Below are 20,234 nucleotides of genomic sequence, written 5' to 3' on the forward strand. Positions count from 1 at the left end.
CTCCATGACTTTCTAGTGTTCCGTCAAGAAAATTTTGACGGGTCGAAGACCCGCAAAATTTAACCCCAATCAACAACCTGGATTTTGGCTGCCCGTCCATCATTGATGGACTGACCACTAGATTGGGATCAGGGATAAAATGTACTCTCCTTCATTGACAGCCTGATTGGTAGAAACATCGTAAACAATACCGGATTGTTCCGCATAGATGTTAATCAGGGTCGGCAGTTTTTCATCCTTGTTAAAGCTGAGAACCTGATAGAGGTGTTCTCCAGGATGAATGGTGGTCCCCAGGGGTGCTCTGGCTTGAACCATGCCTCCAACGGTTGCATAGTACTTTTTAACCTGAGTCTTGGTGGCGGTGATCATGGGGTGAGAAGGGTGCGACACCTGTTGCGGGAGATCCAGAACACCTTTGGCCATCAGATAGTTCTGAATGCCCCTGATGCCCCGACTCACGGATTCGGGATTCAACTGCATGCCGGAGCCTAATTCCAAGGTCCAGGCTTCAATATCGAAGCAGATGTTGCGCCCCAGATCGCGAAAGCAATCTTCCAGAGCCAGCCAGGGTTTGATAAAGGCTTCATCGAAGGCGTCCCCATCGTACTCATCCAGGAGGATGCCATAGTCGAATTGGAATAACCTGGCGTTTTCTTGCCGATTTTGAAAGTAATACAGGTAGTCAACCGCCTGGTTGGTAGAAGTATGCAGGTCGATGACGTAATCGGCATCAAAGCAAAGGGACTGCAGTTTATAGCGATAACTGTCTGAGAAAGGAACGCCAGAGGGAGCCTGAATCTCGTCTAACAATTTATGGAAGGCGATGCGAATCTGGGCTAAGTAATTATGCCGAATGGTTGGCAGATCCAGATTGGCTTGGGATTTGGCAAACGTCATCAAATCCGGATGTTCTTTCTCATAGTCCCAAAAAATTCGATTCCAATCCTGACCGTCATAAATATTGAACCGACCAGAGGAATAGTGATGCATCCGCTGATTGGCGCTGAGAGGATTACAGACCGGAACCAACCAGACTTGCCCAACGAGCTGGGTTGAGTCTAGCGTCATCAGGAACTGAATCAGTTGGTGAATAACGGCATTGCCTGCAATCTCAGCCCCATGGAGATTGGCCTGCAGGTACACTTTCTTTCCAGGTCGTGCCCCTGTGAATTGATAAACCTGCAAAGCCAGCCGATCGCCAGAAGCGAGTTGCAGTAAAGGAATGGTAGAGATTTTTGGGATTAACTTGCTCACCTTATCGGACTGCACCCTGATCAGTATTATTTCGGAACTATACGACACAAAGGTGGAATTTTGGTGCATCCAGTGATAATTAATCGTGATTATTTCAGATCTAGCAAACCCATCTCCTTCAATTTGGGATTAAAGCGAATCTGAAGCTGCAGACCTCGATCGCGTAAATCCGCCAGAATCTTTTCTTCCACCCGACGGGCCACCTGCTTCAGGAGTTTCATCTGGGTGATCTCATCGCCTCTGGCATAGGCAGCCTGTTCCTCTGGAGTCATGGTGATTTTGGCATCGATCGGTTGGGTCCAACCGGTTTGGTCGGGTTCATTGCCGGGAGGAGTGACCCCATTCTCCCTAATCCAGGCTTCCCGAATTTCCTCCAGGATGGTGCGGTTCGGTCGTTCGATCGTCTGGGCCTTTAACCAGTAACAGTTCTGGGGCTGGCGCACCAGATGTTGTTGCAGGCTGAGATAAATGTCCCGGGAATAGCCGATAAATTGCAGCACGTTGTCTTGGTCAAAGATGGCATAAACACCGACTTGACCCTGGAGTTGCTCTGGGAGTTGTCCTTCTGGGGTGATGTAAGGGATTGCTTCCAGGTTGGTCAGTGGCGACAGGGATGGGGAAGGGGGCATAGTCGATCCTATCTATTTAATCTTCCTCAGTTTCCCATTTTCGTATTGCCAGATTTGGGTGGGGAGAGAACCCGTGCCTCGATTGGGAGGGCCGCCAGGAAATGTGACGAATAGCTTAGGGCCTTGCTGTTTCAGGAGTGGGTCCGCCCCACCACAGAAATCGAGGGGTGGGGAGAGGGTGTAGGTACTATCGGCCCGTATGCCTAAAAAGTAAAGGGGACCGCCATTGCAGGCATTGCCTCTGGGAATTTCCTGGTACACCAGCACTTCCTCCAGGTTGCCAAGATGGCGAAAACGACCGATCACGATCGGGGCGTAGGCGTTCTGGCAGTTCAGGCGGTTGATCACCTTGTTCTCCAGGAGCACCTGACAACGGCCAGCAGCGTCTGGAGCCAGAATTTTGAACTTGCCCCCGATCGTTTCCAGTTCAACCGTGATTTTTTGGGCCAGAGCACTGGGTGTGATCAATCCGATCAAAAGCCAGGGAATAATTCTTTGCATAGCCACCATTGTAGAAACGAAGTTGAAACCGCTACAAAAATAATTAATCCCCACCATAGGTGCCAGCGTCAAATGTTTACAGGTGTTTCAGAGGTGAGACAGGCTATTAACCGCAACGTACTGATTGTCTCTCCCGATACACCTCTGATCCAGGTGATTGAACGGATGAATCAGCGGCGATCCCTGATGCCAGACGAACCTCAGTCCTGGGCGATCGCGGATAGCCCCAAAGCAGAAAGCTGCAGCCAGCCTACCTGTGCCTTGGTGATGGCATCGGCCCAGTTGTTGGGCATTTTCACCAGTCAGGATGTTATTCAGGCCGTGGCCTCAAAATGTAACCTGGAGGAAACGACCATTTCAGAGGTGATGACTACTCCGGTTGTGACCTTGAACTTGGCAGATTTGAAAGATGCCTCGGTAGTGCTGGATGTGATGCGCCAGTACCAGATTCACCATTTGCCGATTCTGGATGAGCAACAGCAACTGCTGGGAGTCGCCACGTGCAAGAGTTTGTTATGTGCAGGCCAAAACCCGGAAGTTGCCTTGCACAGGAGTGAGGAACAGCGTTCTCTGGCCCTGGATATGACCCAACTGGGGACGTGGGACTGGGATATGACGACAGGGAGCTTAACCTGGACGGACAACACATTTCGATTATTAGGTTTTGCGCCTGGAGAAGTGGAGCCCACACAAGCCGTTTGGCGTCAGCGGGTCCACCCTGAGGATCTGGAGGGCATTGAGCAGGCGACCCTGCGTGATCTGGAGGGCCAGGGTCCGGGTGAGGTTGAATACCGGGTAGTGCATCCTGATGGCAGTCTGCACTGGCTGCTGGGCAAGGGCAAGGTGGTCCATGATCAGGATGGAAAGCCAGTGCGGATGCTGGGCATCCTGATGGACATCAGCGATCGCAAAGCGGCTAAAGAGCAGTTGCGGCAACAACAACAATTGACGGAGCAGATTGCGGAGTCTACGGCAGCCATCCTTTACATCTATGACCTGGTGGAAAACTGCAATGTGTATGCCAATTCCCAGATTGAGGCAGTTTTAGGATATTCCCCGGATGAGGTTCAGGCTCTGGGCAATGCCCTCTTTTCGACCCTGGTGCATCCAGAGGATTTTCCCACCCAAATGGTTAATTATCAGCACTGTTTCACCCTGAAAGATGGGGAAATTCTGGAGACAGCCTACCGGATGCGGCACAAGCAGGGGGAGTATCGCTGGCTGCTCAGTCGCGATCGCGTCCTCAACCGCATGCCAGACGGTTCTCCCCGGCAAATTCTGGGCGTCGCTACAGACATCACCCTCCTGAAAGAAACCCAGGTGGCTCTGCAACACCAGGCCGATCGGGAACGGCTGATGGCGACGATCTCTCAGCGGATTCGCCAGTCATTAAATCTGGAAATGATTCTGGCAACTACAGTGGGGGAGGTGCGGCAACTACTCCGAACCGATCGGGTGATTCTCTACCGGTTTGATCCGGATTGGAGTGGGATTGTGGTGGCTGAATCGGTGGCAGAAGCCTGGTCCCCGATCCTGAACTTGAAGATTACCGATACCTACTTTGTCGCAACCCAAGGCCAGAGCTATCAGCAGGGCACCATCAGGGCGATCGATGATGTTCAGGTCGCTGGGTTGGACCCCTGCCATCTGGCGCTGATGGAACAGCTTCAGGTGCGAGCGAAACTGATTGTGCCTGTGCTGCAGGGACGCTGTGTCTGGGGATTGCTCATCGCCCATCATTGTGCCGCTCCCCGCTCTTGGCATCCCTGGGAGAAGGAACTCCTGTCCCAACTGGCGACCCAGGTGGGGATTGCGATTCAACAGGCCAATCTCTATCGTCAGGCCCAGCATGAACTGGCCGAGCGCAGACAGACAGAACAGGCACTACGCTTATCCCAGGCCCGGTTCGCTGGGATTCTGGATGTGGCTAGTGATGCCATTATTTCCATCGATAGCAACCAGCGTGTGACCCTATATAACCAAGGGGCCGAAAAGATGTTTGGCTATCCGGCCGATGAGGTGCTGGGCCAACCTCTTGATCTGTTGCTCCCCAAACGTTTTGTGGGCATGCACCGCCACCATGTCAGAGACTTTGCCCAGGGAGAGGCTCCGGCCCGCCGGATGGGAGAACGCCAGGAAATCTTTGCTCGTCGTCAGGATGGGCGTGAATTCCCCGCTGAGGCTTCCATTTCCAGGTTAACCCTGGCCGGAGAAACGATTCTGACGGTGATTCTGCGGGATGTCAGCGATCGCAAGCGGGCTGAAGCGAAACTCCGCGAACAACAGGCCCAACTGGACCTGGTGGTACAGGCGTCAAATGTGGGGTTCTATCTTTCCGATCTGCAAACAAATACGTCCTATGTGTCGCCTGCTTACAAGGCCCAGCTTGGTTATGCTGCTGAAGAAGAATCGGGTAGCCCTGCCGATTGGAATAGCCGTCTCCATCCCGAAGATCGAGACCGGGCGATCGCAGCCTACCAGGCGTTTAAGCGCCAGGAGGCCCCTTACAACATTGACTTTCGCTTGCGCCACCGGGATGGCAGTTATCGCTGGATTTATAGCAATGCCCAACTCATTCTGGATGATAGAGGATGTCCAGCCAAAATTGTGGGGACCCACATCGACATCACCGATCGCAAACAGGCTGAAGCAGCCCTACAACAATTAAACCGGGATCTGGAGTGGCGGGTCCAGGAGCGGACTGAAGCCCTGCAGCAACAGGCAGACCAGGAACAATTACTCCGATTTGTGGCCCAGCGGATTCACCAATCCCTCGATTTAGAGGAAATTTTGATCACGGTGTTGACAGAAATCCGCCATACCCTGCAAGCCGATCGAGTCGCTATCTACCGGTTTAACCCCGATTGGAGCGGTACTTTTGTGGCGGAATCGGTCGATACAAATTGGGTTCCCTTAGTCGGACCTGATATCCAGACGGTTTGGCCAGATACCTACCTGCAAGAAACCCAGGGAGGGCGCTACCGGCAGGGTGAAACTTTTGCAGTCAACGACATCTATACCATTGGGCATAGCCCTTGTCATGTGGACATTTTGGAGCAATTCCAGATCAGGGCCTATGCGATCGCGCCGATTCTGGTGCAGGACCACCTCTGGGGTCTGCTGGCTGCCTATCACAATGCAGCTCCGCACCAGTGGCAGGCTCGGGAAATCAACCTGTTGTTGCAGATTAGCCTCCAGACCGAGATCGCGATTCAGCAATCCGACCTGTTTCAGCAGGTGCAAATGAATTTGGCCGTCAAAGGGCTCCTGGTGGAGATTGCGGAGACTATCAACCGGTCTGTCCAGTTTGACCAGGCCCTGACAGATATCCTGAAGCGCATCCAACAATTCCTTGGCTGCGATCGGGCGATCGTCTACCGTTTGCTCCCGGATGGCAGGGGTGTGATTGAGGAAGAGGCGACATCGCAGCCAGAACTTTCCCTATTGGGGCAAATCATTGACGACCCCTGCCTTAGCCGGGACTATGCAAAACGCTACGAGCAGGGCTACATCACGCTGCTCAACGATCGAGAAACGGCTGACTTGCGGCCCTGTTACCTTGAATTCCTGGCTCAACTCCAGATTCGGGCCAATCTGGTTGTCCCGATTTTGCAGGCGGAAACCCTCTGGGGCTTACTGATCCTGCATCAATGTCATACCCCTCGCCAGTGGCAATTGTTTGAGATTGATCTGCTGCAGCAGGTCGGGTTGCAAATTGGGATTGCCGGTCAGAAGGCTGCCCTTTATGCTCAGTTAGAGAACGAACTCCACCAAAAAGAGGTCCTGATTCGGGAGGTGCATCATCGGGTAAAAAACAATCTGCAGGTGATCTCCAGCTTGCTCTATCTGCAATCAGCCACGATCGAGAACCCGGATATCTTGCAACCTTTTATTGAGAGTCAGCATCGGATTGATATCATGGCCATGATCCATGAACGGCTCTATCGGTCTGGTAACCTGGCGAACCTCAACTTTGCCAGTTATGTCCGTGATCTGGTGGAAGATGTGTTTCAGTCCTATCTCCCGATTGGGGCTAGCATTACCTGGCAGGTAAAAGTTGCTGAGCTAGAGTTGGAGCTGGATATCGCCATTCCCTGTGGGTTGATTATTAATGAATTAGTGTCCAATGCGATTAAATATGCCTTCCCCAACCGCCGCTCTGGTGAGATTGGTATTATCTTTGATTACGAAAATTCTCAGTATCAATTGATCATTAGAGACAATGGAATTGGGTTTCCTCAGTTGGTGGACTTTCGCAATACAGAGTCTCTGGGGATGCAGGTGGTCTGTGCATTAACTCGACAACTGGGGGGAAGTATAGAATTGAATCGGGATGGCGGTACCGCCTTTGCGATCACGTTTTAATCCCAGTCAAACGTAATCCCATCCAAACCAGTCTAAACCATGAGTTCCAGCATCTTGATTGTAGAAGATGAGCAGCTTGTTGCACTCGACATTCAACGACGGTTAACTCAGTTGGGGCATCAGGTGGTTGCGATCACCGATCGGGGCGAAGCGGCTTTAGAAGCTGTTGCTCAATTTCATCCTGATCTAGTTTTGATGGATATTCATCTGCATGGGCATATGGATGGGATAGCTGCCGCCGCCCAGATCCGAGAACAATATCACCTTCCGGTTATCTTTCTCACGGCCCATGCTGATACAGCAACGGTCACTCAAGCGAAGGAAACTCAGCCCTTCGGATATTTAATCAAACCGGTGCAAACCAAGCATCTCAGTACGGCGATTGAAATTGCCCTGACGCGCCATCAGGCTGAAGTTCTGATGCAAAGGGCATTGGAGAAGGAACGAGAGTGGAGTGAGGCGCTACAGCGGGCTCTGGACAAAGAAAAAGAACTAAATGAGTTGAAATCTCAGTTTGTATCGATCGTTTCCCATGAATTCCGTAATCCCCTGAGTGTCATCCTGTTTGTTCTAAGTTTGCTGGAGCGTCACGACCAAGAATTTTCACCTGATCAGCAACGGAGTCACATTCGGCGAGCTAAGGCGGCCACCCACAATTTAGTCCAATTGATTGAAGATATTCTCACCCTGAGTGAAACAGACGCCGTTCAGTTTCACTATCACCCGGTTCCGATCGATGTGCTCTGGTTTTGCCAGGAGTTAGTCAGTGAGTTCCAGGTCAATCTGGCGACCAACCACACCATTGTCTTGGAAGTTTGTAACTGTTCGGAAACGGATGTCCTGTTTTATGACCTGGATGTGAAGCTACTCCGCCATATCCTGACTAATCTGCTGTCCAATGCCATCAAGTACTCTCCAGAGGGGGGCGAAATTCGATTCTCGTTGTCCTGTAAGCCGGATGCCGTCATCTTCCAAATTCAAGATCAGGGGATTGGGATTTCCTCCGAAGACCAGACTCATTTATTTGAGCCCTTTTGCCGAGGGTCTAATGTACGGAAGATTTCTGGGACGGGTCTGGGTTTATTTATTGTGCAAAAGTGTGTTGCAGCCCATGGTGGGACGATTGCCGTCCACAGCGAAGTTGGGGTGGGCACAACTTTTACCGTGACTCTGGTGGGTCCAGTGCAATCATGACGATCGGGACCAGGTAAAATCGGGGGATGCAAAAAACACAGATGCTACCCTTAATTCCTGAGTGTGCCTGGAGCCGATCGATCGGCCTCGGTTGGGTTAATCCCTACCAGGTGCGTTACCCCAGCAACCTAGATGATGGTCCCTGGCATGGAATGCCCCTGGGCGGGTTTGGAGCGGGGTGTATTGGTCGCTCCCACCGGGGAGACTTCAATCTCTGGCATGTGGACGGGGGCGAACACGTCTTTCAGACTCTCCCAGCCTGCCAGTTTGCGATCTTCGAACAAGGTGGGGGGGATCCGGCCCAGACCCTGGCCCTCTGCACCGCAGCTCCCACGGATGGCACCCTCTCCGCCTGGAATTGGTATCCCGCCAGTACGGACGATCGGGCCACTGGCACCTATCACGCCCTCTATCCCCGGAGCTGGTTTACTTACCAGCATGGGTTTCAGGCAGAGCTGACCTGTGAGCAGTTCTCGCCGATTCTGGCCGCTAATTACCAGGAAACTAGTTACCCGATCGCTGTTTTTGAATGGACGGCCCATAACCCCACCGATCGACCGCTCACCCTCAGCATCCTGCTCACCTGGCAGAACCTGGTCGGCTGGTTTACCAACACGCTGAAATCACCAGAGGTGCGGGTGCGGGATGATGGTAGCCCGGTTTACGAATATCAGCCCCAGATGGGCCAGAGCACGGACAGTGTGAACCTGCTGGTTGGGGATGAACAGCGGCTGGGCATTGTCATGGGCAAGGCGGATGCGGATCCCCTGGAGGTGGCGGAAGGGGAGGGCCAGTGGGCGATTGCCACCCTGCTGAATCCTACTTGGGAGGTTTTCTACCATACCCGCTGGAATCCGGCTGGGGATGGCTCGGATCTGTGGCAGACTTTCGCCCAGGATGGCTCCCTCCCCGATATAGACTCGGAACTTCCGGCCCAGGTGGGGGAACAGCTTGGGGCAGCGATCGCGATTCGCTTCACCCTGAAACCGGGGCAAACCCGCCAGATTCCCTTCATTCTCACCTGGGATCTGCCGGTGACGGAATTTGCCGAGGGAGTGCAATATTTCCGTCGCTACACGGACTTTTTCGGGCGCACGGGTCAGAATGCCTGGACGATTGCCCGCACGGCCCTGAAGCATTATCGGTCCTGGCAGGAAAAAATCCAGTCCTGGCAGGCTCCAGTGCTGCAACGGGACGACCTGCCCGACTGGTTCAAGCAGGCCCTGTTCAACGAACTGTATGACTTGACCGATGGGGGAGCCCTCTGGAGTGCTGCCGATGAGGAGGACCCGGTGGGTCAGTTTGCGGTCCTGGAGTGTATTGATTACCGCTGGTACGAGAGCCTGGATGTGCGGCTCTATGGCTCCTTTGGTCTGCTGCTCCTGTGGCCAGAACTGGAAAAAGCAGTGATACGGGCCTTCGCCCGAGCGATTCCCATGGCCGACGATCGCCGCCGCACGATCGGCTACTACTACACAATCGGAGCTGACAGTCCTCAGGCCCTCCGTAAAGTGGCTGGGGCCACCCCCCATGATCTAGGGGCTCCCAACGAACATCCCTGGCAACAGACCAACTACACCAGCTATCAGGATTGCAACCTCTGGAAAGATCTGCCCTGTGATTTCGTCCTCCAGGTCTACCGGGACTTTCTCCTGACTGGCAGTACGGATGTGGATTTTCTGGCGGAGTGCTGGCCTGCGATCGTTGAGACCCTGACGTATCTGAAGACCTTTGACCAGGACGGGGATGGGATTCCCGAAAATTCGGGAGCCCCCGACCAGACCTTCGACGACTGGAAACTGCGGGGTATCAGTGCCTATTGTGGGGGGCTGTGGTTGGCGGCGCTGGAAGCGGCGATCGCGATCGGAGAACGGCTGAGTCCCGATCGGGTGCCTGACCCAACCCCGATCTGCCAGTTTCGGGACTGGCTGGCCCAATCCCGTCCCCTCTACCAGGACACCCTCTGGAATGGCCAGTACTATCGCCTGGACAGTGCCAGCGGTTCCGATGTGGTGATGGCGGATCAACTCTGTGGCCAGTTCTATGCCCGCTTGTTGGGCCTGCCCGATATTGTGCCGATCGACTGTGCCCGCAAAGCGCTGGAAACCGTATACGATGCCTGCTTCCTCAAGTTTCAGCAGGGCACTTTAGGTGCGGCCAACGGGGTGCGTCCGGATGGGTCGCCAGAGAATCCCCAGGCGACCCATCCTCTGGAAGTCTGGACGGGCATCAACTTTGGGTTAGCGGCGTTTTTAGGGCAGATGGGCCTGTGGGATGAGGGATTCCGTCTGGCAGAGGCAGTGGTGCGCCAGATCTATGACCACGGGTTGCAGTTCCGCACCCCAGAAGCGATCACCGCTGCCGGGACGTTTCGGGCCAGCCATTACCTGCGGGCCATGGCCATCTGGGCGGTTTATCACGTTCTCCTTTCCCAGGAGTCTGAGCCAGAACAGTAATTCGGCGATCGATTGTGATGATCCTGCGATCGAGGGGGCTGATCGGATGACAACCGATCGTAGTCCATATAGTATTTGATTGGACGAATGTGCCTTTTGTTACCTTGCTAAAGGGAAAGGAAAAAGCATGATGAATCGAATTGTACTGTCTTTGTCGATCTTTTTTGGTCTGACCCTCACAGCCTCTGCCCTGCCACCAAACTACACCCTGTGGCTGAAGGCCAACTCGACCAAATGTCTTCAGAAAATGAATCCAAGCTGGGAGAATGGTAATCCGATTCATCTGTGGGACTGTGGTGTCGAACGCAACAATGAATCCTGGGTGTATGACGTGAAAACGGGGCAAATTCGCGCCAAGGCCAATCCTGCGAAGTGTCTGCAGAAAAAGGAACCGGGTTGGGAGAATGGCAATCCGATTCATCTATGGGATTGTGGCGTCGATCGGGATAACGAATCCTGGGTATATGACGTGAAAACGGGGCAGATTCGCGCCAAGGCCAATCCAAGTAAGTGTCTGCAGAAGAAGGAACCCGGCTGGGAGAATGGCAATCCGATTCATCTGTGGGATTGTGGCGTCGATCGGGATAACGAATCCTGGCAAAACACCATTTTTGCAGGAGCCAAAGCTGAGGTGGGGGGAACTTATCAGAATAGCATCACGGTTCTGAATCGGGCCAAGAACTATGCCCGCCAGGCAGCAGAAAAACGCAATGGGGGCTTACAGAACTACCGGGCTGAGGATAAGATGCATGGTCCTGCCGATCAAACAGGCGTGGTGGAAAACGACGATGGCTCAGTCACGTTTACGTTTTATGGGGGCAAACCGACGGCTGAACCTACCATTGAAAGTGTGGTGACGGTGGAAATCAACGGTTGGCAAACTCGGATTGATTATAACGGACCAATTCGTCGCTAAGGATCGTGGATTTAATAACTCCGAAATTTTCAGCCCYCACCCCCAACCCCCTCCCCCTCTCCCGCTGGGAGAGGGGGCAGGGGGGTGAGGGCAATCAGGAGTTTATCGGTGTTATTTAATTCTCATTCCTAGCTATTTTCTTTGCGTTATGTAACGATTTTCTTATATGTACCTCTTTAGAAGGGGGGCATATAGCACCTGTGCTGGAAGCATAGGCCAGAATTACAACTTAAATTGGTAGAACTGTCCAAAACTGAGGGTATCGGAGATGTTTTTTACGGCTAATTTTTTGTCTAAGCTAGTTGCTGCTGCTGATCAAGCACCCCACTTTCCAGTGGCGTTTACCCTGGTTTATGGGGTGGGGTTTGTTGCGGCGGTGGGCATTGGGTCCATTGCCTGGTACAACTCCAAGCGGCCAGCGGGTTGGGAAGATAAGGGACGGCCTGACTTTGTGCCCGAAGTGAAAACGGAAGAGAGTTCTGATCCGGAATAGGAGATAAAAAAGGGTAGGCATTAGCCTACCCAAAATCTCAATTGGCAGTTATTGAGCAGTTACATCACTGGTCCATCAAAAGGAAAATTTTGTAGAGCGAGGAGAGGGCGCTGATTTTCTTGCTGTGAATTCAGGGCTTGCAGTCTTAGCAGTAAGCCGTTATATCTTCGCCACACTCATCGGCCAGATAGCAGAGAGCCCGAAATCTTAGGGCAACGACCTCTTCGTAGAGGGGGTTTAGCTTACAGAGGGGGGGAATGGAGAGAAGGGTTTTGCCGAAGAATTTGATATCTCTGGCAAAGGGACATTGGGAAGGAATTGACTTGCAAATAAAGTGAGCTCGTTGCAAGTCGCGAACATCGATTTCATTCAACCATTGGCGGAGAGGTTGTAGAACATTGAGCAGTTCTGGTGCAGATGAATGAGGGATAGAAGGGTGACTGGAAGCGTGCGTCTCCTGATTCAGGATATGGCCTGGTTGAATCCAGATCCAGCTCACTAAAGCAATATTTTCAGTTGAAGAGGTAGACATAGTCATCAGCAAGAACTCCACAGCGTAGCAAGCCTCAAAGCCTTGAACTTCTTAGGTTTTGACTTTTTCTTTTCTACTGCTATAGTGCCTCAGATTGAAGGCATGATAAGTGAGGGGAATCACTTATTTTTCGTGATTATCAATTGCTAATCTCAGGGACTTTACTCACAAATTCTAAGGCTATGAAAGAGTAGACCTCCGACTTCTTGAGGAAGTTGGAGGTCTAGCTTATAGGCAAATTTAGGAAATCTATCGCAACGCCTACAGGTGTGAGCAGGCTTAAGGGGCAATATTCGCAGCTACTTTAGGAGGGCTGATTTTGACCTCGGCAGGTTCCTCAGGCGTTTGCATTAGGAAAACGAGTAAGGAATTGATTTGAAGCTCTTGTCGGAGGAATCGCCGCAGGGCTGTCTCAATCTGGGTTCGTAACCCTACCCAATCCACTTCGGTGTTGTCACCAAAGCGACGGGCAAAATCCTGCCAGCGATCGCGCAGGACAGGTTTAATTGCTTCCTGCACCAGTTTTCTTAACAGGGACCGATCAACGGTAGTCACTACACCTTTGAGATGGACCTCGGGTTGGGCTAGAAGCGTACCATCCCAGCCGATCGCAGCGGCGATGGTGACTACCCCATCCTCAGCCAGTTGCTGCCGTTCTTTCAGCACCCCATCTTTGACAATGCCATCCCGGGTCATGAGCTCGATGCCAGATGGCACCTTACCGGCAACCCGAATGCTATCGCGGGAAACTTCGACAATATCGCCATTGTCGATAATCACCATGTTCTCTGCTGGGATCCCACATTTTTGAGCTGTTTCAGAATGTTTAACGAGCATCCGGTGTTCTCCATGTACGGGCAGGAAGAACTTGGGCCGAGTCAGCCCAATCATTAGCTTCTGATCTTCTTGGCAACCATGACCGGAGACGTGAATCCCTTGCTCCCGACCGTAGATTACTTTGGCTCCCTGCATCATCAATTTGTCGATTAAGTTGACCACTGAGATGGTATTTCCGGGAATTGGGTTAGCCGAGAAGACCACTGTATCCCCTTTTCGAATCTTCAATTTGGCATGTTCGCCATTGGCAATTCGACTCAGGGCTGACATCGGTTCTCCCTGGGAACCAGTTGTCAGGATGATGATTTTATCATCGGGGGTCTGGCGCAGGGTATGCAGAGGCTGTAGTAGGCTATCTTCACATTTGATGTAACCCAGATTGCGGGCATGGGCAATCACATTCAGCATGGAACGACCCAGAATAGAGACAACCCGACCATGCTGCTTGGCCAGTTCCAGAATCATATTGATGCGATGGACAGAGGAAGCAAAGGTGGTGACCAGAATCCGACCTTTGGCCTGGGCAAAAACTCGATCCAGATTGGGAAAGACCGATCGTTCTGACGGCGTAAAACCAGGCACTTCCGAGTTCGTGGAGTCGCTGATCAGGCAGAGCACCCCTTTCTCGCCATACTCTGCCAGTTTTTGCAGATCATAGAATTCCCCATCTACAGGGGTATGGTCAAATTTGAAATCCCCCGTGTGAATAATCACCCCTGCCGGAGTATGAAGCGCCACGGTAAAACTATCGGCAATAGAATGGGTGTTGCGAATGAACTCTACCAGAAATGAGTTCCCCACTCGCACCATGTCTCGGGGCCGGACTGTCCTGATTTCAGTTCGATTTCGGACACCAGCCTCATCCATTTTACCCTCTAGCATCGCCATAGCCAGACGGGGACCATAAATAACAGGGATTTCAAACTGCTTCAGGTGAAAGGGAATCCCCCCAATATGGTCTTCATGACCATGGGTCACAATCATGCCCTTAATTTTGTGGCGGTTTTCCCGCAGATAGGTCATATCTGGGAGGATGATGTTCACACCGTGCATGCTGGCAGAGGGAAAAGCGAGACCCGCATCCAATAGCAGGATTTCATCATTAATTTCAAACACGCAGGTATTTTTGCCAATTTCGTGCAAGCCACCTAGGGGGATGATCTTTAAAGCTGGTGCAACACCGTTTTGAGTCATTGGTCTCCTTATTAGGTACAAAGTTGCTATTCAATTGTTTTGAGATCTGAAATTTTCCTGGTTAATAATTACGATGCAAGTTCTGCCAGCACCGTTTTCAGGGTTTGAACAACCTCGTCAGAGGGCTCAGATAGGGGAAGACGAGTTGAACCAACATCCCAACCTCGTAACTTGAGGGCAGCCTTGACGGGAATTGGATTGGTTGTTAGGAACAACGCCTTAAACAGGGGGAAAAGCTGTAGATGAATCTGGGTCGCGAGTTGGGGTTGATTCCCTTCGAACGATTGAATCATTTGTTGAAGCTGATTGCCAACCAGATGGCTGGCTACACTGACAACCCCTTTAGCCCCGATCGCCAGCAGGGGCAGGGTTAGAGAATCATCTCCAGAGTAAATGGCAAATTCAGGGGGGGTCAGCCTACGAATTTGACTGGCCTGATCCAGATTGCCGCTGGCCTCTTTAATCCCCACGATGTTTGGCACTTCAGCAAGGCGAGCAACCGTTTCTGGCTGCAAATTTTGGCCCGTGCGCCCTGGAACGTTATAGAGCATGACAGGCAAATCGGGGGCAGATTCAGCGATCGCCTTAAAGTGCTGGTAGAGACCCTCCTGGGGAGGCTTATTGTAATAGGGAACGACTTGCAAAGACCCATCTAACTTCAGCTTATCGGCTTTCTGGGTGGCTGCGATCGCTTCCCGGGTAGAGTTTGACCCTGTTCCAGCCATGATCTTTGCTTTGCCTGCCGTTGCCCGCTGAATCACCTGAAATAACTCATACTCCTCGTCCCAGGTCAGTGTGGGAGACTCGCCAGTTGTTCCACAGACTACAAAGGTATCCGTGCCATGATCGGCCAGGTGAACAGCTAACTGCTCGGCTTTAGCGTAGTTAATGCTGCCGTCCGCCTTGAACGGCGTTACCATTGCTGTAAGAACACGTCCGAAATCCACTAGGCTTTACCTACCTGTATATATCTGATAGCAGCAATTAGAGGGAGGAATGGGCAGGTTGCTGTTCCCCTGGGGGTTTGTGCTTTTGACCCACGAGCTTCTGGGAAATCAGCAATTCAGCAATTTGAACAGCATTCAAGGCTGCCCCTTTACGAATCTGGTCCCCACTGAGCCAGAGTTCCAGCCCGCAGGGATGGGAAATATCCTGGCGAATTCTGCCTACCAACACCTCATCTAACCCGCTGGCTTCTATGGGCATCGGGAAATAGTTGGCCTCCCAGTCTTGCACCAACTTCACACCGGGAGCCTGACTTAAGAGCTCCTCTGCCTGCTTCACACTAAAAGGAGCCTCAAACTCCAGGTTAATCGCTTCAGAGTGAGCTCGGAGTACGGGAACCCGTACGCAGGTGGCCGTGATGCGAATCTCTTCTGTCCCGAAGATTTTGCGGGTCTCGTTCACCATCTTCATTTCTTCCTCGCAATATCCCTGGGGATTGAGCTTGGAATTGTGGGGAAACAGATTAAAGGCCAGGGGATACGGAAAAATCTCTGCTTTGGGGGGTTCATCTGCCAGAATAGCACGGGCCTGGGTTTTCACCTCTTCCATCGCCCTAGCTCCAGCACCACTGGCAGACTGATAAGTGGCTGCTACGATGCGTCGGACTGGCTGAACCTGATGCAGCGGCCAGACCACTACCGTCATTAGAATCGTCGTGCAGTTGGGATTGGCAATAATCCCCTGATGGGCTGCTGCGGCTTGAGGATTAACCTCTGGGACTACCAAGGGGACCTGGGGGTCCATCCGGAAGGCACTGGAGTTATCAACCACTACTGCTCCAGCAGCAACGGCTTTGGGAGCCCAGACTTTTGAAGTTGAACCACCCGCAGAAGCCAGAACCAGATCGATACCCTGGAAAGAAGATTCTTCGACCACCTGGACGGGAACCTGCTCTCCCATAAAGGGGAGTGTGCTGCCCGACGATCGAGGAGAAGCCAATAATCTTAATTCAGAAATTGGGAACTGCCGACTTTCCAGCAACTGGAGTAATTCCGTACCCACTGCGCCCGTCGCCCCTAAAATGGCGACTCGATACGATCGACGCAAACTAATGTCCTCCTTGAGTTAAAGCTAGTTTTCTACCAGGTCAAGCGTAAAAATTCTATTAGTCAATTTTAGATCAAACAAAATATTAATTAATACAAATGTTCTTATGAGGGGATCATAATTAAGCAGGTTCTAACATGTTAGCGGATTTTGCTCGACCTCAATAAAGGAGATTATGTTCTCACTCAATGAAACATTATTTGGCTCGTCGCAGCTTTAATCACCCAACCCAAAAATCGGCCAAACCAGGAGTTTGGCCATCATAATCGGCAATAAACTGGTTTTAGCTGTTGTTCGGCTAATCAAAGACTAAGGCAGTTGCTGCTTGAGCTGGGCCAGTTCTGCCTGGGTCAGGGTGGCCCTTACCTCCAACACCTGTGCCTCATCCCGCAAAGTTAGCACATACTCGCTCCCCTTTGCCTTGACTTCAACGCGGGGATGGGTCAAGTCCACTTGCTGGTAGACCACTGCGGGTAATCCCACCCGAAGCACAATGTCTGGTTGAGATTGGGGGAAAGCGTAGAGCTGCTGGCGCAAGGCGTCCAATTCCAATTTTTGAACTGTGATATTGCGTTCCTCCTGGATATCTGGCTTCCGCCAGTAGAGGGTGATCCCCCGAATCTCAGGGGTGGTCAGAACAAATTTCTCGTCAAATCTCTGAGGGTCCCAGTTCAGTTCACTCACATCTCCCATGGGGGTGAGCACCCGTTGTTGCCAGGTAATCTCCTGGCCATTGAGTTTAGACCACCATTGACCAATAGCGGCCAGATGATCCCCATTCTCAGGATTACTGCTCCCGTACTGCCAGACTAGTCTCGCTTGCATGGAAAGTCCTCGATCGTCATTGCTATTCTAATCTTTGAAAGCCAGACAACAAGGGTAGAGACTGCATGGACCTTCCCCTGATCTACCACCCCGATTACGTGGTGGCTCTGCCGTCAGGCCATCGTTTTCCGATGGCCAAATTCCGCCTGCTTTATGACCTGTTACTGGCTGATGGCGTGGCTGATCGAAATCAGTTCCACCAACCAGAACGACCTGATGCCGCCTTGATTGAGCTGGTGCATTGTGCCGCTTACGTACAGGCTTACTGTGACGGAACCCTGGATGCCAGAGCCCAGAAGCGCATTGGCCTGCCCTGGAGTTCAGAGCTGGTGCATCGCACCTGTGTAGCGGTGGGAGGAACAATTCTGACAGCCCAACTGGCCCTTCAGCACGGGCTGGCCTGCAATACAGCCGGGGGGACCCACCATGCTTTTCCAGACTATGGCTCCGGATTTTGCATTTTCAATGATCTGGCGATCGCAGCCCGACTTCTACAGCAATGGGGACTGGTCCAGAAAATTCTGATTCTGGATCTGGATGTGCATCAGGGAGACGGGACCGCTGCCATTTTTCAAGCAGATCCACAGGTGTTTACCTTCTCCATGCATTGTGAAGTCAATTTTCCAGGCACGAAACAGCAGAGTGATTTAGATGTAGCACTCCCAGCCGGAATGGAAGATGACGAGTACCTGCAGACATTAGCCTGCTATCTACCGGATCTACTCTCGGCAGTCAAGCCAGATCTGGTCCTGTATGACGCAGGGGTTGATCCCCATGGGGGCGATCGGTTGGGCAAACTGGCTCTGACGGATACAGGACTGTTTCGACGGGAGATGCAGGTGTTGGGGACCTGTGCATCTGCAGGCTATCCGGTAGCCTGTGTGATTGGGGGAGGCTATGCGGAGGATCTGAATGCCTTGGCCTATCGCCACTCCCTCCTGCATCGGGCTGCGTCAGCGATATACCGCCAATATTGACGGACTAGGGGCAACCCAGGGAGTCACGGGTGTTTACGCCTGTAATTGGATTGATTCCATTGGCGGCTGCGCACAGGTCCATTACCTGTTTGCGGTCCAGCACGGCATCACTGAAGTCTGCACCTGTAATTTTGGCCCCTTTAAAGTTGGATTTCAGCAGCATGGCTGAGGTCAAAACAGCATCACTCAGATCTGCGTTGGCAAAATTGCTGAGGTAGGCAATACCGTTACTGAAGTCCACCCCATGCAGGTTGGCTTTGGTCAGATTCGACCCGTTGAACACCGCGCCCTGTAAATTAGCCCCGGTAAAGTCAGCGTCAATTAGTCGGACGTTGGCAAACTCGGCGCGAATCAATTGTTGACCAGCGTAACTTTTAGCAGTGGCTTCTGCATCGTCGATCGCCCGAATGGCGGCTGAACTGGCAGCCTGAGCAGGCAATGGCAGGGCTGTCAACAGGAGGAACAGGGCCAACAGGAGGCTGAAGCAGGATTGCAGAATACTCATAGCTGAAGGCAACACTCACTCACTTCAAGACTTTAACGTAACATTTTTTAATCTTGTTTCATCGTCATCTTCGATCGCTTCGGGAGCAGACATTTCCGATCGGCCTCAAGTACAATTGTTCAAGCAGGCTGGCTGCGATCGCTGGTAGCCCTTTAACCTACAATCTTCATGACCTCATCCGCTAAAATTCCCAAGCGAATTTCTACTGCTTTGATTAATGCCCTTAGTGCCGGGGTTGTTCCTAGGGTTGGGCTGGAGCATATTGCTGTCGGGCGAGAGCAGGAGATTAAGGTGCTCCTGCAGGATTTGCACAACACGGCAGAAGGGGGAGCTGCCTTCCGGTTTGTGGTTGGACGCTATGGGGCCGGAAAGAGCTTTACGCTGCAGCTCCTGCGTAACCATGCCATGGAGCAGGGCTTTGTAGTGGCAGATGCAGACCTCTCACCGGAGCGACGCCTAGCCGGGTCAGGGGGCAGCAGTGTCGCCACATACCGGGCCTTGATGCAAAATCTCTCAACCAAGATTCGCCCTGATGGGGGTGCCCTAGCTCCGATTCTAGAGCGCTGGATTGCTGGTATTCAAACTCAGGTGGCCCAGGAGAGTGGCAAACGGCCCAATGATGCAGGGTTTGATGATCTGGTCGAAACCAGAATTCGGGAAGTCGTGAAACAGATGGAAGAACTGGTCAACGGCTTTGAATTCGCAAACGTCATCATCGCCTACTGGAGTGGCTACCGAGCTGACGATGAGCCACGGAAGGATGCGGCCTTGCGCTGGTTACGGGGTGAGTTTGCCACGAAAACGGAGGCAAAAGCAGCTCTGGGGGTGCGGGTCATCATTGATGATGAAAGCTGGTACGACTACCTCAAGCTACTGGCCCGATTTGTAGCTGGGATTGGCTATAAAGGTTTACTGGTCTTGCTGGATGAAGCGGTTCATCTCTACAAAATTACGACTAGTGCCTCCCGGCAGAATAACTATGACAAGTTGCTGATGATGTTTAATGATGCCATGCAGGGTCGAGTGGGGCATCTGGGTATTTTGATTGGGGGAACCCCTCAGTTTGTGGAAGACCCCCGCCGGGGGCTTTACAGTGATCCGGCCTGGCAGCGCCGCACCACCAAAAGCCAGTTTGTGAAGATAGCAGTTCAGGATCTCTCTGGTCCCGTGATTCGCCTGGAACCTCTGAGCCAGGACGAAATTCTCCAGTTGCTACAGCGGTTGGCAGAGATTCATACAACCCATTATGGGTATAAGGGAGGTCTCAAAGCTCAGGACTATCAGGATTTTCTGCAAGAGGTTGTCAAACGACTGGGGGCAGAAGCGCTGCTGACACCGGGTGAAATCGTCCGGGATTTCATCAGTGTTCTGACTGTATTGCAGCAAAATCCCAAGCTGACATTGAACAAGGTGTTGGGGGGGGCTGGGTTCCAACCGACTCAAGCGGGCAAGGATCCAAAAGGGGATGAACGTAACGAGTTCGCCGAGTTTACCGTATGATCAG

General features: G+C 52.3%; 16 protein-coding genes. 7 read left to right on the forward strand and 9 right to left on the reverse strand.

Annotated elements, in window-relative coordinates; translation table 11 throughout:
* Nucleotides 1-117 precede the first annotated feature (117 nt).
* The 3 genes from BST81_RS03810 to BST81_RS26930 form a co-directional block, all read right to left on the reverse strand.
* Entirely contained in the window at nt 118-1,254 is a 1,137-nt protein-coding gene (locus tag BST81_RS03810) for a succinylglutamate desuccinylase/aspartoacylase family protein (protein ID WP_075597325.1), read from the reverse strand.
* 89 nt (nt 1,255-1,343) lie between these two features.
* Entirely contained in the window at nt 1,344-1,883 is a 540-nt protein-coding gene (locus BST81_RS03815) for a GIY-YIG nuclease family protein (RefSeq protein ID WP_075597217.1), read from the reverse strand.
* 12 nt (nt 1,884-1,895) lie between these two features.
* Entirely contained in the window at nt 1,896-2,384 is a 489-nt protein-coding gene (locus BST81_RS26930) for a hypothetical protein (RefSeq protein WP_171974656.1), read from the reverse strand.
* A 72-nt stretch (nt 2,385-2,456) separates the two neighbouring features.
* Here BST81_RS26930 and BST81_RS03825 point away from each other — a divergent pair, with 72 nt between their 5' ends.
* The 5 genes from BST81_RS03825 to BST81_RS03845 all read left to right on the forward strand — a co-directional run bounded on the left by BST81_RS03825 (nt 2,457) and on the right by BST81_RS03845 (nt 11,808).
* On the forward strand, nt 2,457-6,749 hold the full coding sequence (locus tag BST81_RS03825; RefSeq protein WP_075597219.1) for a GAF domain-containing protein: 4,293 nt from the start codon (nt 2,457-2,459) through the stop codon (nt 6,747-6,749).
* Nucleotides 6,750-6,788: 39 nt separating this feature from the next.
* Nucleotides 6,789-7,943 carry an ATP-binding protein gene (locus tag BST81_RS03830; protein ID WP_075597220.1) on the forward strand — a complete coding sequence of 385 codons (1,155 nt, stop codon included), beginning with the start codon at nt 6,789-6,791 and terminating at the stop codon, nt 7,941-7,943.
* 41 nt (nt 7,944-7,984) lie between these two features.
* On the forward strand, nt 7,985-10,399 hold the full coding sequence (locus BST81_RS03835) for a GH116 family glycosyl hydrolase (protein WP_075597221.1): 2,415 nt from the start codon (nt 7,985-7,987) through the stop codon (nt 10,397-10,399).
* A gap of 127 nt (nt 10,400-10,526) precedes the next feature.
* Nucleotides 10,527-11,315, forward strand: coding sequence for an RICIN domain-containing protein (locus BST81_RS03840; protein ID WP_083636655.1), 789 nt, complete (start codon nt 10,527-10,529; stop codon nt 11,313-11,315).
* Nucleotides 11,316-11,604: 289 nt separating this feature from the next.
* Entirely contained in the window at nt 11,605-11,808 is a 204-nt protein-coding gene (locus tag BST81_RS03845) for a hypothetical protein (protein WP_363079264.1), read from the forward strand.
* A 145-nt stretch (nt 11,809-11,953) separates the two neighbouring features.
* Here BST81_RS03845 and BST81_RS03850 read toward each other — a convergent pair whose 3' ends face one another.
* The 5 genes from BST81_RS03850 to BST81_RS03870 all read right to left on the reverse strand — a co-directional run bounded on the left by BST81_RS03850 (nt 11,954) and on the right by BST81_RS03870 (nt 17,248).
* On the reverse strand, nt 11,954-12,340 hold the full coding sequence (locus BST81_RS03850; RefSeq protein ID WP_253188072.1) for a Mo-dependent nitrogenase C-terminal domain-containing protein: 387 nt from the start codon (nt 12,338-12,340) through the stop codon (nt 11,954-11,956).
* Between the two features lie 279 nt (nt 12,341-12,619).
* Nucleotides 12,620-14,371 carry a ribonuclease J gene (locus tag BST81_RS03855; protein ID WP_075597224.1) on the reverse strand — a complete coding sequence of 584 codons (1,752 nt, stop codon included), beginning with the start codon at nt 14,369-14,371 and terminating at the stop codon, nt 12,620-12,622.
* A 68-nt stretch (nt 14,372-14,439) separates the two neighbouring features.
* Nucleotides 14,440-15,318 (reverse strand): 4-hydroxy-tetrahydrodipicolinate synthase, encoded by an 879-nt coding sequence (dapA, locus tag BST81_RS03860; protein ID WP_290439414.1) that lies wholly within the window; start codon nt 15,316-15,318, stop codon nt 14,440-14,442.
* 37 nt (nt 15,319-15,355) lie between these two features.
* Nucleotides 15,356-16,423 (reverse strand): aspartate-semialdehyde dehydrogenase, encoded by a 1,068-nt coding sequence (locus BST81_RS03865; protein ID WP_075597226.1) that lies wholly within the window; start codon nt 16,421-16,423, stop codon nt 15,356-15,358.
* A gap of 309 nt (nt 16,424-16,732) precedes the next feature.
* Nucleotides 16,733-17,248, reverse strand: a complete 516-nt coding sequence (locus BST81_RS03870; protein WP_075597227.1) for a hypothetical protein — start codon at nt 17,246-17,248, stop codon at nt 16,733-16,735.
* A 65-nt stretch (nt 17,249-17,313) separates the two neighbouring features.
* On the opposite strand from BST81_RS03870, the gene BST81_RS03875 reads away from it, so the two are divergent.
* Entirely contained in the window at nt 17,314-18,225 is a 912-nt protein-coding gene (locus BST81_RS03875; protein WP_075597228.1) for a histone deacetylase, read from the forward strand.
* A 4-nt stretch (nt 18,226-18,229) separates the two neighbouring features.
* Here BST81_RS03875 and BST81_RS03880 read toward each other — a convergent pair whose 3' ends face one another.
* A complete protein-coding gene (locus tag BST81_RS03880) occupies nt 18,230-18,730 on the reverse strand; it encodes a pentapeptide repeat-containing protein (RefSeq protein WP_075597229.1) in 501 nt (166 codons plus the stop codon).
* A 168-nt stretch (nt 18,731-18,898) separates the two neighbouring features.
* Between BST81_RS03880 and BST81_RS03885 the strand changes: the two genes are divergently transcribed.
* The gene (locus BST81_RS03885) at nt 18,899-20,230 is read left to right on the forward strand and encodes an ATP-binding protein (protein WP_075597230.1); all 1,332 of its coding nucleotides are present in this window, start codon (nt 18,899-18,901) and stop codon (nt 20,228-20,230) included.
* Nucleotides 20,231-20,234 lie beyond the last annotated feature (4 nt).

The organism is Leptolyngbya sp. 'hensonii' (genome assembly GCF_001939115.1).
Taxonomy (GTDB): domain Bacteria; phylum Cyanobacteriota; class Cyanobacteriia.